Source organism: Patescibacteria group bacterium (genome assembly GCA_023473585.1).
GTDB lineage: Bacteria > Patescibacteriota > Microgenomatia > JAMCYU01 > JAMCYU01 > JAMCYU01.
In genome coordinates this window covers 1-15419 of the sequence record JAMCYU010000002.1, presented here as the reverse complement: position 1 = coordinate 15419, position 15419 = coordinate 1, and the positions used below count along the sequence as shown (strand labels likewise).

The following is a 15419-nucleotide window of genomic DNA, read 5'->3' as shown; positions in this document are numbered from 1 at the left end:
CATCTTTGGATAATGAAGCTAGAGAAACATAAGACCCGGGAACGATTTTGTAGGCTCGCATATATGAGCCACTATAGCGACCATTCATTAGTTGTCAAACCGTTCTGGATCTATCGGAGCCTAGACAATTACTAAATTGATTGACAGAATGGGTAAATTTATGCTATTCTCGACTCCATGAGTTTAAGTAAAAATTTTATTTTAGGCATTTTGGGAGTCATCATTTTGGTTTTGGGTATTTTTGTAGTTTCTAAATTTTTAATTAACCGTAACCAGGCTTCTGCTAATCTTAAAATTCTCTCCGTCCCTCAAGCCACGATTTTTTTAGAGAGCCAACATTTAGGGAAAACTCCCTATGAGGACAAAGCCAAAGCCGGAGAATACACTTTAAAACTTATTCCGGAATCAGGCGCTTCTAATCTTTCTTCTTGGGAAACGAAAATTAAATTAACCTCCGGAGTCCTAACTTACATTAATCATGAGTTTGGTGATCAGGAAGTAACTTCAGCGGGAGAGATTTTAACTTTAGAAAAAATTAGCAGCAAGAATTCGGAAATTGCCGTTTTATCGACTCCGGACGGAGCCAAAGTTACTTTAGACGGTTTAGACAGAGGGATAACCCCTTTAGTTTTGTCAGAGATTGAACCAGGAGATCACGAAATCAGTTTAACGACCTCCGACTATCTGGACAGGGCGATCAAAGTTAAAACCAGTCCGGGTTTTAAACTCATTGCTTCCTTCCAGCTGGCCATGTCAACCGTCCCTAGTCCTTCGGCAACGCCGAGCGCCAGTCCCGTTGCCAGCGCTAGTCCCAAACCGACACCTAAAACTAGTCCCAAATCCAGTGCTTCGCCAAGTTCTTCTCTAAAAAAACCGTATGTTAAAATTTTGGAAACTCCAACCGGTTGGTTAAGGGTTAGGGTTGAGCCGGATAAAAATGCGACCGAAGCGGCTAAGGTTAATCCGGGAGAAACTTACTCTTTATTAGGAGAACAGTCGGGTTGGTATAAGATTAAGTATCAAGAAACCAGTGAGGGATGGATTTCCGGTCAATACGCCGAAAAGTACGAATAAATTAACCCCCGAAGCCGTAGATAACGGCAATAACCACAAGACCCCAACCTAAAACCGTGGCAATTAAAGGAATATCGCTGGTTAAAACTCTTTCCGGCGATTCGCCTTTCCCCTCATAGATCAACTGGATATAACGCATCATGCCGAAAAGGACAAAGGGAATGGTCAGCATGAGCCATTTTCTTTCCGGCAAGGGAGAAGAAAACCTTCCCCATTGGCTTTGCCAAAACCAACCCAAAACCGGAGGTCTTTCCAAAAAGGTAAAAAAAGTATAAGTGATCCAAGTCGAAGCGGCGGTCATGGCGATATAGGTATCTAAAAGTTTTTCGGAATAATGAGACAAGGTCGTTCTGGTGTCTTTGGGGAAAACACCTTCATAGCCCTGGATCAGGGTTAGCTCAGCTCTTCTTTTTCCAATCGCCAAGAAAAGAGACAATGACAAGACGGTTAAAAAAAGCCAGACCGAAATATGGAAACCCGTGGCGACTTCTCCACCGTAAACTCTTAAAATATAGGCGCTCGTGATGGCCAAAATGTCGATCACCGCGAGTTGTTTAAAAAACAGAGTGTAGGAAAACTCTAAAATCAAAAAGAAAAAGACCACGACAAAAAAGGCAGAGTTGATCAAGTTGGCCATAAGCAAAGAAAACACAATTAAAAAGCCGGCCGCTAAAAGGGCGGCGCCGGCCGGGACAACCCCACTGGCTACCGGCCGATTTTTTTTGAAAGGATGTTTTCTGTCTTTTGAAGCGTCTAAAACATCATTAAATAAATAATTCGCCGACGAGGCAGCACAAAAAATAAAAAAAGTTAAGACCGTAATTTTAAAAAGAGAGGGATTAAAAAGTTGTCCCGTAAAAATGATGGCGGCAAAGACCGCGATATTTTTTAACCATTGTCTTGGTCTGGCGGTTTTGACAAGACCGATAAAAAATTTAACCACAGAATTAATCCTCCAACCAATACAGCTAAAAGGATAAAAGCAAAAAATTTTTGTTGACTATTTAAAGTTAAGGCAAACAATCCTAGTATAGCGGAGAGCAGCCAGTAAAACAAGGCGATGCGGCGCCGGCCCCATCCCAAATCCAGGAGTTTATGATGCAAGTGCCCCCGGTCGCCCCAAAAAGGAGAATGGCCGGTCAATAATCTTCTTCCGAGGGTATAAAAAGCATCAAGCATGGGAAGACCCAAAACTAAAATGGCTGTTCCCAGTTTTCCCCAAGATAAAATAGCTAAAACCGCCAAAAGAAAACCGGCCAGCGTTCCACCGCCATAACCCGGCATAATTTTTTGCGGATAAAAATTCCAGGGCAAAAACCCCAAAAAGGCGCCGGCAACGATAAAAGCCAAGGTGGTAACGGTCGTTTGCGAAATATCGTGAGCCGAAAATCTTAAAGCCAAGATACCCAAGGTTGCGGCGGCAATCACGACAAAACCAGGCATTTGGCCGTCAACGCCCTTTGACCAATTGACCATATTAGCACACCAAACAATCCAGACAATGGCAAAAAGATCAGCCCAGACTAAAATTGAATGTTGGCCCAAAAAATTAAAAGTGAGACGCCAGGTATCAAGATGTAAAATCCCGCCCAGGGGATTGGTGATATAAGGGATGCCGACGCCGCTCCCGACGACGATCGCCGCGGCTAAAAAATTGGTAAAGAATCTAAAATAAGGAGACAAATCAACTTTATCATCCCAAAGACCAACGGTGACAATGATGGTTGAACTTAAAAGTATACCGACAACAACTTTATTTAAGGGTAAAAAAGATAAAGAAGCGAAAACAAGACCCAAATAAATCGCCAAACCACCGGCGCGAGGAATAATTCCCTGGTGGGTGTGAGCCGGATGGTATCTTCGTTTCGGATCATCAACTAGACCGAATTTGAAAGCTAATTTAATGACAAAAGGCGTAAGGCAAAAACTGATAATTAAAGCGCTGCCCAAAGCAAGAAGAAAAATAGACTGCATAGGTTTTAGGTGACCAAAAAAATAATTTTAAAAACCGTAATCATCAGTAATAAACTGACCGAGGTGGTGACAAAAGCCAAGATTTTGGCTGCCAATGGATGTTTTTCGAAAAAGATTAAACCCAGAATAAAATTTATAATCCCCAGGAAAAAACCGGCAAAGAAAAGGATTAGGAGAAAACCTGGCGGTCCAAGCTGTTCTTCTCCCCAAGGCAAAGAATAAAAAAGGGGAATTTCGGGTGGTAATTTTTGCCAAAAGACGGCCAACAAAACTAAGGCCAAAAGTAAAAGCCCCAGGGAAATTTGACTGGTAATCTTAATAATCTTTTCTTTGCGGAAAAGATTGATTTTATCTTTCGGAAACAATTTCATAGGTAGCGTCGTCATTAATTAAAAAAGCCCGCCCTGGATAAAGAGGAATAAAATCTTTCATTTTGTTTTGAGGCAATAAGGCGGCGCCGGCATAAAAGGGTACCGCAAGATGATTTGGATTATAAAGAAAAACACGGGAACGGTCGGGAAAATAATAGTTGGCTTCAAAAAAAGTCAACGGAGTTCTCGCATAAATTAAATCGGTCGTTTTGGCCATTTTCCCAATTTCCCTGAAAGTTAACCGGATGTCGGTTTTTTGGTGTTTGGTCGGAAACCAGAGGTTAAAAAGGACGATAAAAATTAAAAACGAAAAAGCCAAAAAACGACGAAGAACTTCTTTTTTCATAAGCGAAAGACTGATGCTTACTAGGAAAATTTCGGCGACGGTTGTAAAAATTAAATAGCGGTTGACATAAAGAGGTTTAAAATAGGACAACAAAAGGACCAAAAAGACGGGGAGATAAAGCCAACAGAGAAGCAGCAGATAAAAATCCGTCGGTTTTTTTGATCCCCGTGATTTTTTCGCCTCGTTTAAAACAGGGAAAGTCAGAATAAGGAGAATAACTGAAAGGAGGGTCATTTTCTGCCAGAGACCCCACGGCGTTCCTTCATAACTCGTCAATAAGTTTCCCAAGATTGTCGCGACGGTTGTCCAATTGATCGGCCAAATCCACATTGGTCCGGAGCGGCCAAATTGTCTAAAAATAATCGGTATCCATGGAGAAAAAAGCAAAAAACTGGCTAAAAAAGCCCAAAGATGTTCCTTTTTGAAAGTTTTAGTCAGAAGAAGATAAAGCCCCTGACTTAAGATAACAAAAACCATAAAGGGTTGAGTCCAAAGACCCAAGGCGGTTACCAAAACATAAGGTTGCCAATTTTTAAGATAGAAAAAGTACATGGAAGCTGTTGCCAATAAAGCCAAAAGAGAATACATCCGAGCCTCGAAAGCAAAATAAATCAACATCGGATTAAAAAAAATAGTTAAAAGAAGAAAAGTTGTTATAAATTTTGATAATCTCAATTTTTGGGCAAATTTATAGCCTAGGTAAACTAAGGCAAGATGGAAAAGATAAGAAAGTAGGCGAATCGCCATTTCGCCGTTGCCGAAAATTTTCATCCAAAAATGCAAAAGAAGGTAATAAAGAGGAGGGTTGAAATCACTGGCCGCCGATTTAAGGAGCTGAATTATCGGCGCTTCGCTTATTAAAACCGAAAAAGCCTCATCTCGCCAAAGCGATTGGTTAAGATAAAAAAGCGGGGTGTGATTATTTAAAAAATTGATAAAGGTTTCCCATCCCATAACACGTTAACTCCAAACTCATAACTATTATACCTTTTCCGTGACGCGGTATTCCAATCTTTTCCCCAAAAGTAACCTTGTGTGGGCATCTAAACCCGGAAGAGCCGAAAGAAACAAAGAGACAATTGGCAGAGTCACCCATTGTAAAAAAAGTGTGGGAATTTTCCAACGGGCAAATTCTTTGGGCCTTGGGGGTTTTAAGCGCAAATCTAAAAGAATAAGAACCACAAGGAAAATCAAACAAATAGTTAAAATTGTTGAAGAAATTCTGGCTAAATTATGTCCCAAAACCGTTTTGCCAAAAAAGGGATTAATTAAAGGAGGAAGACTGGAACCTAGGGTTAAGATAAACCAATTGGTCGGCCAAAGAAGATGCTGTTCCAACACATTAAACAAACGAAGCATTCTGTTCCAAAGGGGAATTTCCGTGTGGAGAAAACAATTTTTAAGAATCCAGGGATCATCCGAAATGCCCCAGGCCCAGCGTTTATTTTGCTCATATTGATTAACCATGGTTCGGAAAAAACCCCGTGATTCGGCCGCGTCGGCCAAAGCCGGAAGAAAAATAGGTTTAATTCTGACCTTCTCGCCTTTGGCAAAATAGGTTTTGAAAAAAAGATGATAATCTTCAGGGATGATATCAATCCCCCAAAAACCGACCTCAGCGACCGTGGCCAAAGAAAGCGAATAGGTCGAAAAGTTGATCAGGCGAAGACTGTCTTGGCTTAGATTGGCTAGATTCGTAATACTATAGATAGTGTTTAAGACCCGACTGGGTAAGGGGACGCGCCAGATATTTGAATAAAACATAATGACTGGTTGATAAAAATGAAAAAAACGATCTGGATCAGAAAGAAAATGAAAGGTTAAGGAAGAAAAATATTTAGGATGAAGTAAGATATCGCTGTCGCAGGAAGTCACGGTGACATTTTTAAGGTCTAAACCTTTTTTTTGAAGTTCTTTGACTAAAATTTTTCCCGCCCAGGCCATATTCGAAGATTTACCGGCAACTTCACCTTTAATAACCGGATGTTCGGTGACCAAAAAACCGGCAAAACGTCGGTCAAAAGAGGCTTTTAATTTTCTTGCTGTTTCCAAAGCTTCTTTATCTCTGGCTTCTGTGGCCAAGACGACAAAAATCTTGTCCAGAGGATAATCCTGTTGAGATAAACTGTCGAGGGTTTCCTTTAAAACCGAGAGGGGCTCCTTATATTCGGGAATAATAATGGCATGATAAATATTGTTCCAGCCGGGAATTTTTTTGGCTTGTGTTAGCCAATCAACTTTAACGTGAGCGGACAGGGTTAAATATGATCTTAAGGCGTTGATGGCCAGGGTGGCTGATTTATAAAACCAGTAGACGTCAAAGCCAATAACAAAGTAAGCGACCAGAGCCGGATGCCAGAAAGACAACCAGAAGGGCATGGTGATTAAGCCCCAGGAAATTAGAGGCAGTAAAATTTCCAAAGCTCGGTGGGTTTTTTCCGGATATTGCTCGAAAATCCACTTCATAAGATTCAGGCTATTTTACCATAAAAAGCGAAATTCTCTAAAGTAAAAGGTTAGCGGACAGAAGGGAACTCTTCTTTTTCTTTTTTGAAAAAAGTGATTTTCCAAACAACCGCCAAATAAGACGCGAAACCACGGAACATGGCCTTAAAAAGTCCCTCCTTGGCTCGTCTGGTTGAGGAAATCCCAAAAGTTTTGTTGATAAATTTGACTTTGCCGACCTTGGACATTCTAATTCCCAAATCAAAATCTTCACCCGTATGTAATTGCGTATTAAAGCCGCCGATTTTTCGGAAGGCTGATTTTTTAAAAGCAAAACTTTGGCCCTGAAAACCGGTTCTGCCCAAAAGATAGTTAAGTTTAGAAAAAAAATTGTTTCCGACCTTATAAAGAAAATTCAACCAGGGACGTCCGCCGGAACCCTCAATTAAACCGGAAAGACCAACAATCTGCGGATCCTTGGTAAATTCCCAAACTAAATTTTGAAGATGACCCTGAGGAACAATGGTATCAGCATCAATACAGGCAATAATTTCTCCCCGGGAAATTTCGACGGCTTTTTGTCGGGCAGTCGCGGGGTTGATTTTCGGAACGATAATAACTTTGGCCCCAAATTCTTTGGCAATTTCGACGGTTTTATCTGAAGACTCTGCATCAGCCACAATTATTTCAAAGTCAAAATTCGGATGGAGTTGATTTTGTAAAGCCTTAAGCGTTAAGGGTAAATATTTTTCTTCATTATAGGCAGGAATGACGACAGAAATCAACATAAAATTAATCTAAAAATTAAATAATTCCGTTGCGTTTTGGCTGGTTGTTTGACTAATATCTTTTTCGCCTGTATTTTTAATTCTCGCCAGCCATTCACTTATAATTCTAACATTTTTCGGCTCGTTGCGCTGACTTCTGAAAGGAACAGGGGTTAACCAGGGCGAGTCGGTTTCCAAAAGAATTTTTTCTAGAGGAATTAAGCTTATTACTTTTTGTAAGCCGGGATCATAAGTTAAATTCCCGTCAATTCCGAAGTAAAATCCAAGTTGGGTAATCTTTTCAATACCGTTTTTACCGGCGGAATAACAATGAAAAACGCCGCGGGGCAGGATGATAGATGATAGTTTATGGATAATAGAAACAACATCGTCGTGAGCTTGACGCGAATGAATGATGACCGGTAAATTTAAATTTTGGGCCAATCGAAGTTGCTTTAAAAAGATTTGTTTTTGAATTTCCGGCGCAATAATAGAGCCATTTTCATGCTCGTAGTAGTCCAGTCCGCATTCACCGATAGCTATAACCTTTGGTTGTTTGGCTAGTTTTGCCAAATTTTCTTCCCAACTGTTTTCTAGTTTATCGGCGTGATGGGGATGGATGCCGACGGCGGCAAAACAACTTTCATGCTTTTGGGCGATCTCAATGGCTTTTTGACTGGACAGCAAATCCGCACCGACATTAATGATTTTTTCGATTCCAGCCCCATGGGCCGATTTGATAACCGGCTCAAGATCATCGGCGAAAGCTTGAAAATTAAGATGACAGTGTGTATCGATTAACATAAAACATTAAACATGGAAAATGGAACATTGTATCAGTGATTTAATACATTGATACAAGAACTGATCGGGAAATTCATTTGATTCTGGGAAAAAGCGGCGGCTCGGATTTTATTTTTGGGCCGGCAAACTGTTTTTTAATTTTTTCCGCAGTTTCCGGAAGAAAAGGCTCTAGCTCAGGCACGAAGACATCTATAAAAGATACAAGAGCTTCCAGCGATTCTTCGAGCTCTTCGGTCCCTAACCTCCATGGTTTAATTTCATCAATTGCTTGGTTGGCAGCATCTATATGTATCCAAATTTCTTTTAACGCTTCATCAAATCTGAATTCATCCAAGTATTTTTTAACATTATTAGATATTTGATATTTTGTTCTTTTTATCGGTGATGAAACTTTCTCACAAAGTTTTGCTACCCTAGCGACCAGGTTTCCCAGGCCATTGGCCAAGTCGGCATTATAGAGTTCTTTAAATCTTCTTTCGGAAAAATCACCGTCACCATAAGAAGGGATTTCGCGCAAAAGATAGTAACGGACGGCATCGGTGCCGTATTTTTCTACCAGTTTAAACGGATCAACGCTATTGCCCAAGCTCTTGCTGATTTTTTGACCGTTGATTGTTATAAACCCATGAATAAAAATCTGTTTGGAGTTGGGGAGTCCGGCGGCCATAAGCATCGCCTGCCAGATAGCCGTCTGCTGGCGCAAGTTATCCTTGCCGGCGACTTGGATTCCCGGCCAAAATTCTTTAAATTTTTGTAAATCTTCCGGCCAGCCCAGCGTCGAAAGATAATTAATTAAAGCGTCAAACCAGACATACATGACGTGCTTTGAGTCGCCCGGCACATCAATGCCCCAGGGCATTTTGGCTTTAAGTCTTGAAATACTAAAATCTTCTAGGCCTCTTTTAACAAAAGCCTTAATTTCATTAAATTTTACTTCCGGGATGACAAAATTAGAATGCTCCTTATAAAAAGTAAGTAATTTATCCTGAAATTTCGAAAACTTAAAGAAATAATTTTCCTCTTTATACACTTCAATTTCCAAATTCGGATGGAGCGGGCATTTACCATCGACTAGCTCCGAATCTGTTTTTTCCAGTTCACAACCAACACAATATTTTATCCGGTAATTTTTCTTCTCGATGTAGCCATTTTTATCGCATAACTTCCAAAATTCCTGGGCCGTTTTAAGATGGTGAGGATCGGTAGTTCTTATAAAATTAGTGTAACTTAGGTTGAGTGCCTTTTTGAGATCGTCAAACTTAGCCGCATATTCGTCACAATATTGCTGTGGGTCTTTTTTTACCTCCAAAGCTTTTCTGTAAATCTTTAGGCCGTGTTCGTCCGTGCCAAAATTGAAAAAGACGTCATCGCCTAAAAGGCGGTGGTAGCGGGCGATTGTATCTGCCTGAACGATTTCTAAAGCAAAGCCGAGGTGTGGGTCGGCATTAACATACGGCAGGGTTGTGGTAATGTAGAATTTATTGTTCATCTCGCTGATAATTCTACCTTTTCTTGAAATAAAGCTCAAGGCTGATTAAAGTTCCGATCAATAAAGTTAAATTTAAAAAATGAGCCATTTTTAAGAAACGCAAAAGTAAAAAAATAATTATTCCCAAAGATAATAATAATCCTCGCCGGCTATTGCCCAAAAGCAAAGACAGGGTTAAAAAAAGAGCCATGAAAAGAGAAAAGAGAAAAGAGAAAAGAGAAAAAAAAGAAGTTGGTGAAATCTTGATGGCGACAAAAAGCCAACTTGCCCAAAAAAACAAAGCCACGATTAAAGCCGGTAAAAAATTTTGCCTTTTAACCATCTTATATTCATTATAATCCAAACCGTAGTATAATGAGTGAAACGAATTAATCAAAGACATATCTATATTTTCACTCATTTATTACGAAGTAAATGCTTGGCATATCTTTGATATAATTAAAAACATGAGCCAAGAAGTTTATCTTTTAACTGCTTTAATCATCGCCGGCCTGGCGGTGACATTTTATCTTCTTAACAAAAAATTAACGGAAATTAAAGAAGCCACAAGACCCGATGAGACTTTAAAAGAATGGCTTAAAAGCCAACAGGAAACCAGCCAATTGACCTCGAAAGCGATTAACGAAAGACTCGATAATGCGGCCCGGGTGATATCCGCGGTTCAAAAAAACATCGGGGAGATGTCGGAGATCGGCCGGGGCATGAAGGAACTTCAGGAATTTTTAAAAAGTCCCAAGCTTCGAGGCGAAATCGGCGAAGAAGTTTTACAGGATTTAATCAGCCAAATGTTTCCTAAAAACAGCTTCTTTTTACAGCACCAGTTTAAATCCGGCGACAAAGTTGATGCGGCGATTAAAACCGATGCCGGGATCTTACCCATTGATTCTAAATTTCCCATGGAAAATTTTCAGAAAATGGTGAAAAGCGAAACGAGCGAGGAAAGGGAGCGGGCCAAAAAAGATTTCACCAGAGATATTAAGGCTCATGTCGAGACGATTTCCAGAAAATATATCTTACCCGAAGAAGGGACGATGGATTTTGCTCTCATGTATGTGCCTTCGGAAAGCGTCTATTATGAACTGGTCCAGATTGCGGAAATTACCGATTTTGCCAAAAAATGCCGGGTTTATCCGGTTTCACCGACCACTCTTTATGCTCATTTACAGATGATTCTTCTTTCTTTTGAAGGTAAAAAAATCGAGACCAAATCACGGGAAGTTTTTAAACTTTTGCGGTCGATCCAGGGAGATTACGAAAAAATCGAAGGCAACCTTTCCGTTTTAGGCAGTCACATTAAAAACGCTTATAACCAAATGAGTAATGTTTTATCCTCCTTTTCACTTTTGGGCCAAAAATTATCATCAACGCGGTCACTCGGCGATGGCGAAGAAAAAGACAAAGAAGTACCCAAACTATCATCCTAAAGACAAATCATCTAGACAGGTAAAAGAAGTTTTATCCTTGGGATTTTACCGATGCTTGTAGTCTTTTGATCAAAATGTTACCGATGTGGCCAGCCAGCTTAATATATTGGCAAATAGATCTTCTGTGTTAAAATACCATGATTGTGAGTAAAGAAGAGCTCTTGCCCCACCAAGAAATAAGCCCGCAGTTTTTAACAGCCGTATTTAGTTCGCGGGTTTTTTCAGAAAGGGTAAGAGAGGTTTTTGCCAAAACCGAACGGAGTCTTGTCCAAAGTGTGAGGATGGCCAAAGAAATTTTACCGACAAGCGGAATAAGGGTGCCCGAATTCGGATTTAATATCGACAGATCGATCGATGGGAAAAAATTTTATATTCTGTTTGTTTTACAAGGACAAAGCGGATCAATGGAAAGGAGTGATACTAAAATTTCGCTCACGCGCTATCTTCTCTATCAAATAACTTTGGGTAAGAATCCAAAATTTTTGGCCTTTGTTCATTTCCATGACCCCTGGGAAGATCCAATATTTCCGTCAGTATATGCAGCCAGTGATGACAAAGAGGGGGGTGATGTATATTCCCTCCTTCGCCAGCGCAAGGTTGCTCTATCTAAGACTTCAACTCACTTTACTAGAAAAACAATTATTGTTACAGGAAGACTTCAGTCGCCGATGATAACAGAATATCCGGTGAAATTTTTGTTTTGCCAAGAAGGTGAGAGGGTTGAACGTATGCCAGAAGACGAACTTAAAGAAAAGCTTTTAGAGCTTGAAAGTTTTTTCATTCGTAATTTGGAATCTCTATCCCAGGAAGAAGTAATAGCCTGCCTTCGCGGTCTTGGATATAATATAGAGTTTTTTGCAATTCCAACCAAAAATTTCAAACAAGGTAGTCTATTTTCCCAAGAAGATTTAAGAAGGATGGCAATCTTCTCTTTCTAATATATTGTGCGACGTTAGGAAAGTGCTTCGGACACTCTGGGAGTGAAGTTAGGGAGACACTTTAGTAAAAGCAATTAAAAAATTCCCTAAGACTTTTTCAGATATTGTTCGATTGTTTTTCTGGTATAGGGTTCGACAGAGAGTTTTAAGGCTTCTTTCGGATTAATCCAAACATACTCTTGACCTTCGGAATTTAATTTAACCTTGGTAGATTTTGTCTTACAGGTATAATCAAAAAAAAGAAAGTGACGTTTTTGCCAAAAATATTTTTTAAAAATAAATTCATGAAAACACAAAAATCTAATGTCATAGATATCCAATCCAGTTTCTTCTCGAATTTCTCTTTTTAAGGTTTGTTCTAGTGTTTCCCCAAGTTGCACATGGCCTCCGGGCATGACGAATTTATTTTTCCACTTATAAGATTTCATCAGAAAGATTTCACCTTGGGGATTAAAAATTAACGCTCCGGCTGTTGGTTCGGGATATTGTTGGCCTGACATATTCCGTTATTTTAACACATTTTATGGTAAAATTAGAGGCGTGACAGACGAAGAGAAAAAACTTAATTCGCAACAACTTGAGGCGGTCCAATACGGTCAGGGGCCGCTTTTAATTATTGCCGGCGCCGGTACCGGCAAAACAACCGTTATTACCGAACGGATCAAATACTTGGTAGCTCAAGGTTTGGCGAAACCCTCAGAAATCCTGGCTTTAACTTTTACCGATAAAGCCGCCAGGGAAATGGAAGAGAGAGTGGATGTGATCATGCCTTACGGTTTTGTCCAAACCTGGATTTCAACTTTCCACGCTTTCGGCGATCGTCTTTTACGGCAGGAAGGCTTACATTTGGGTTTAGATCCCCGCTATAATCTTTTAACCGGAGCTGAAACAGTTCAATTTATAAGAAAAAATCTTTTTAAATTCGATTTAAAATATTTCCGCCCCTTAGGCAATCCCACTAAATTTATTGATGGTTTAATCCAGCACTTTTCGCGGCTTAAGGACGAAGACATAAATCATGAACAATACTTGCAATATGTTCAGGAACTCAAAATTGAAGACGAAGAGAGAGCAAAGGCAAGAGAATTGGCCATGGCTTTTAAAACCTACGAAGAATTAAAAATTAAAGAGGGCGTTTTTGATTTTAGCGATTTAATTGCCTACACCTTAAAACTTTTCCGAACGAGAAAGAATATTTTAAAAAAATATCAGGAACAATTTAAATATCTTTTGGTTGATGAATTTCAGGATACGAATCTGGCGCAATATGAGCTTTTAAAGATTTTAGCCCCGCCTCAAAATCAACCCAATTTAACCGTGGTTGGCGACGATTCACAGTCAATTTATAAATTCAGGGGAGCGGCCATCTCCAATATCCTTCAATTTATGGACGATTATAAATTCGCCAAGCAGGTGATTTTGACGAAAAACTATCGTTCAACCCAAACCATTCTTGATCATGCTTATAAACTGATCAAAAACAATGACCCGGATACTTTGGAAGTGAAATTAAAAATTTCCAAAAACCTTAAAAAAGTCAGGGAAGTCAAAGAAGTGCCGCTGGAATTTCTGCATGCCGATCGGGTCGAAAATGAAGCGGAAATGGTGGCCAAACAAATTGAAAACTTAAAACTTAAAATTAAAACTTTAGATTATAAAGATTTTGCCATTCTTCTTCGGGCCAATAATCAGGCCGATCCTTTTATCAGAGCCTTGGTAAGGAAAGGTATCCCTTACCAATTTTTAGGTCCAGGGATGCTTTTCAAACAAAACGAAATTAAGGATTTAATTGCCTATCTTAAAATACTAACCGATTTTGAAGATTCGGTCGCGATGTATAGGATTTTAAGCTTGGATTTCTTTGATCTTGATCCGCGCGACTTGGCCGCTATTAATAATTTCGCCAAAAAAAACAATTTGTCTCTTTTTGAAGCCTGTGAACAAATCGAAAAAATTTTTGTTTCCCCAAAGACCCGGGAAAAAATTAAAAAAATCGTCGGGATGATTGTCAGACACTTAGGGCTTCTTAAAAAAGAAACCGCCGGACAAATTCTTTATTTCTTTTTGGAAGACAGCGGCCTTTTAAAAAAGTTGTCAGAATATAAGAATCCAACGGAAGCACGAAAGGTCCAAAATATTTCCAAGTTTTTTGACAAATTAAAAACTTACGAAACGGATCATGAAGACGCTTCGGTTTTTGCCGTTTCCGATTGGATTGATTTATCCATGGAGCTGGGTGAGTCACCCTTGGCCTCTGATCTTGATTGGACCGAGGTTGATGCCGTTAATCTCTTAACGGTTCATTCTTCCAAAGGTCTGGAGTTCCCGATTGTTTTTTTGGTTAATCTGGTTAGCCAGCGGTTTCCGACCACGGAGCGTAAAGAACAAATTCCCATCCCCGAGGCCTTAATTAAGGAAATTTTGCCGGTCGGTGATTATCACCTTGAGGAGGAAAGACGCCTCTTTTATGTCGGCATGACGCGGGCGCGCGATTTGCTTTTCTTAACCGCGGCCGATTATTACGGCGAGGGTAAAAGGGAAAGGAAACTCTCCCCGTTTATTTTTGAAACCATGGGAGAGGGAGTCCTTAAAGCAAAGCCGTCAACGTCAAGTTCCCAACTTTCCCTTTTAGAATGGGCTAAGCCCAAAGAGCAACCCACAATTTCTAACTTGCAACCTTTTACTATTTCCTATCTTTCTTTTTCCCAAATTGAGGCTTTTAATAATTGTCCTCTCCAATATCGCTATCGTTTCTTACAAAAAATTCCCGTCCCGCAAAGAGCCGCACAAAGTTTTGGCGACTCGGTTCATAAAACCCTAAGAGATTTTTACGAAAAACTCAAAATCGGCCAAAAAGTCAACAAAGAAGATCTTCTTTCCATTTTTGAAAACAACTGGTCGTCTTTGGGTTATGACAGCAAAGCTCGTGAGGTTGAAACCAAAAAAGAAGGCATCAAAATGCTGGAGGAATTTTATAAGCGTGCCGATTTAAAGATTGTTCCTAAAGATTTAGAAAAATCCTTCAGTTTAAAGATGACGCCGGATCTTAAAATCGTCGGTAAAATCGACCGTATTGATGAACATAACGGCAGGTTGGAAATTATTGATTATAAAACCGGCAAGGTAAGTTCGCAAAAAGACATTGACCAATCTTTACAGATGACAATTTACGCCTTAGCTATATCAGACAAAGAATTCTATCACCAAAAACCGGAAGATCTCCTTTTAAGTTTTTATTTTTTGGAAACGCAAGAAAAAAAATCAACCAAAAGAACGACACCCGATATAGAAAAAGCCAAAGAGGAGATTATCGAAAAAGCCAAAGAAATTGCCAAAAGCGATTTTCCGGCCAAACCCGGACCTCTTTGCGCTTTTTGCGATTTTAAATTAATCTGTGAAGCCTGGCAGTAAATAATTAAAATTGAAAATTAAAAAAGTAAAATTTAGTATTGGTTGAATAATATTCAACTTCTTCCCACCTCAAAGATATCTAAAAACTTGTTTCTCAATTATCTTTGAGGTAGAATCATGGTAATTCGGCGCTTAAGAAATTCCTCATTTGTATGATTTCTTCTGAAAAAAACTTGCTAGCCGGTTGCTTTATTTGCCTTTAGATTTAGGTGAGAAAGTCTTACTGCGGCTTGCTTATCGGGGACTTAAACCGGTATCCGAAATAAGGGTCATTAGACGTCATCGCAATAACAATAGAAATAATTTTAAAATAAAAAAATTAAAAAAATGATTAGTTTGGGGATAATAACTCCTGACGAGGCAATGTTATTGCGAT

General features: G+C 39.6%; 14 protein-coding genes. 4 read left to right on the top strand and 10 right to left on the bottom strand.

Annotated elements, in window-relative coordinates:
* Positions 1-177: 177 nt before the first annotated feature.
* Positions 178-1074, top strand: coding sequence for a PEGA domain-containing protein (locus tag M1575_00690; GenBank protein MCL5095244.1), 897 nt, complete (start codon positions 178-180; stop codon positions 1072-1074).
* A 1-nt stretch (position 1075) separates the two neighbouring features.
* On the opposite strand, the gene M1575_00685 is transcribed toward M1575_00690, so the two are convergent.
* From M1575_00685 to M1575_00645, 9 genes are all read right to left on the bottom strand, one after another.
* The gene (locus M1575_00685; GenBank protein ID MCL5095243.1) at positions 1076-2017 is read right to left on the bottom strand and encodes a decaprenyl-phosphate phosphoribosyltransferase; all 942 of its coding nucleotides are present in this window, start codon (positions 2015-2017) and stop codon (positions 1076-1078) included.
* Entirely contained in the window at positions 1963-3048 is a 1086-nt protein-coding gene (locus M1575_00680) for an undecaprenyl/decaprenyl-phosphate alpha-N-acetylglucosaminyl 1-phosphate transferase (protein ID MCL5095242.1), read from the bottom strand. The genes M1575_00685 and M1575_00680 overlap by 55 nt, the downstream gene beginning before the upstream one ends.
* A gap of 5 nt (positions 3049-3053) precedes the next feature.
* The gene (locus M1575_00675) at positions 3054-3419 is read right to left on the bottom strand and encodes a hypothetical protein (protein ID MCL5095241.1); all 366 of its coding nucleotides are present in this window, start codon (positions 3417-3419) and stop codon (positions 3054-3056) included.
* Entirely contained in the window at positions 3397-4719 is a 1323-nt protein-coding gene (locus M1575_00670; protein ID MCL5095240.1) for a glycosyltransferase family 39 protein, read from the bottom strand. Before M1575_00670 ends, M1575_00675 begins: the two co-directional genes overlap by 23 nt.
* A 27-nt stretch (positions 4720-4746) precedes the next feature.
* Positions 4747-6231, bottom strand: coding sequence for a glycosyltransferase family 2 protein (locus M1575_00665; GenBank protein MCL5095239.1), 1485 nt, complete (start codon positions 6229-6231; stop codon positions 4747-4749).
* 50 nt (positions 6232-6281) lie between these two features.
* The gene (locus tag M1575_00660) at positions 6282-6998 is read right to left on the bottom strand and encodes a glycosyltransferase (GenBank protein ID MCL5095238.1); all 717 of its coding nucleotides are present in this window, start codon (positions 6996-6998) and stop codon (positions 6282-6284) included.
* A 9-nt stretch (positions 6999-7007) separates the two neighbouring features.
* On the bottom strand, positions 7008-7781 hold the full coding sequence (locus tag M1575_00655; GenBank protein MCL5095237.1) for a TatD family hydrolase: 774 nt from the start codon (positions 7779-7781) through the stop codon (positions 7008-7010).
* Between the two features lie 73 nt (positions 7782-7854).
* Positions 7855-9270, bottom strand: coding sequence for a methionine--tRNA ligase (metG, locus tag M1575_00650; GenBank protein MCL5095236.1), 1416 nt, complete (start codon positions 9268-9270; stop codon positions 7855-7857).
* 13 nt (positions 9271-9283) lie between these two features.
* Positions 9284-9592, bottom strand: coding sequence for a hypothetical protein (locus M1575_00645; protein MCL5095235.1), 309 nt, complete (start codon positions 9590-9592; stop codon positions 9284-9286).
* A 124-nt stretch (positions 9593-9716) separates the two neighbouring features.
* Between M1575_00645 and M1575_00640 the strand changes: the two genes are divergently transcribed.
* Positions 9717-10694, top strand: coding sequence for a DNA recombination protein RmuC (locus M1575_00640; protein MCL5095234.1), 978 nt, complete (start codon positions 9717-9719; stop codon positions 10692-10694).
* A 143-nt stretch (positions 10695-10837) separates the two neighbouring features.
* Positions 10838-11632, top strand: coding sequence for a hypothetical protein (locus tag M1575_00635; protein MCL5095233.1), 795 nt, complete (start codon positions 10838-10840; stop codon positions 11630-11632).
* Between the two features lie 86 nt (positions 11633-11718).
* On the opposite strand, the gene M1575_00630 is transcribed toward M1575_00635, so the two are convergent.
* Entirely contained in the window at positions 11719-12132 is a 414-nt protein-coding gene (locus M1575_00630) for an NUDIX domain-containing protein (GenBank protein MCL5095232.1), read from the bottom strand.
* Positions 12133-12172: 40 nt separating this feature from the next.
* On the opposite strand from M1575_00630, the gene M1575_00625 reads away from it, so the two are divergent.
* Positions 12173-15043 carry an ATP-dependent helicase gene (locus M1575_00625; GenBank protein ID MCL5095231.1) on the top strand — a complete coding sequence of 957 codons (2871 nt, stop codon included), beginning with the start codon at positions 12173-12175 and terminating at the stop codon, positions 15041-15043.
* Positions 15044-15419 lie beyond the last annotated feature (376 nt).

Coding starts and splice junctions, on each gene's coding strand:
- M1575_00665 (MCL5095239.1), bottom strand. CDS start 6,231: ATGAAGTGGATTTTCGAGCAATATCCGGAAAAAACCCACCGAGCTTTG.
- M1575_00645 (MCL5095235.1), bottom strand. CDS start 9,592: ATGGTTAAAAGGCAAAATTTTTTACCGGCTTTAATCGTGGCTTTGTTT.
- M1575_00660 (MCL5095238.1), bottom strand. CDS start 6,998: ATGTTGATTTCTGTCGTCATTCCTGCCTATAATGAAGAAAAATATTTA.
- M1575_00680 (MCL5095242.1), bottom strand. CDS start 3,048: ATGCAGTCTATTTTTCTTCTTGCTTTGGGCAGCGCTTTAATTATCAGT.
- M1575_00675 (MCL5095241.1), bottom strand. CDS start 3,419: ATGAAATTGTTTCCGAAAGATAAAATCAATCTTTTCCGCAAAGAAAAG.
- M1575_00630 (MCL5095232.1), bottom strand. CDS start 12,132: ATGTCAGGCCAACAATATCCCGAACCAACAGCCGGAGCGTTAATTTTT.
- M1575_00670 (MCL5095240.1), bottom strand. CDS start 4,719: ATGGGATGGGAAACCTTTATCAATTTTTTAAATAATCACACCCCGCTT.
- metG (MCL5095236.1), bottom strand. CDS start 9,270: ATGAACAATAAATTCTACATTACCACAACCCTGCCGTATGTTAATGCC.
- M1575_00655 (MCL5095237.1), bottom strand. CDS start 7,781: ATGTTAATCGATACACACTGTCATCTTAATTTTCAAGCTTTCGCCGAT.
- M1575_00690 (MCL5095244.1), top strand. CDS start 178: ATGAGTTTAAGTAAAAATTTTATTTTAGGCATTTTGGGAGTCATCATT.
- M1575_00640 (MCL5095234.1), top strand. CDS start 9,717: ATGAGCCAAGAAGTTTATCTTTTAACTGCTTTAATCATCGCCGGCCTG.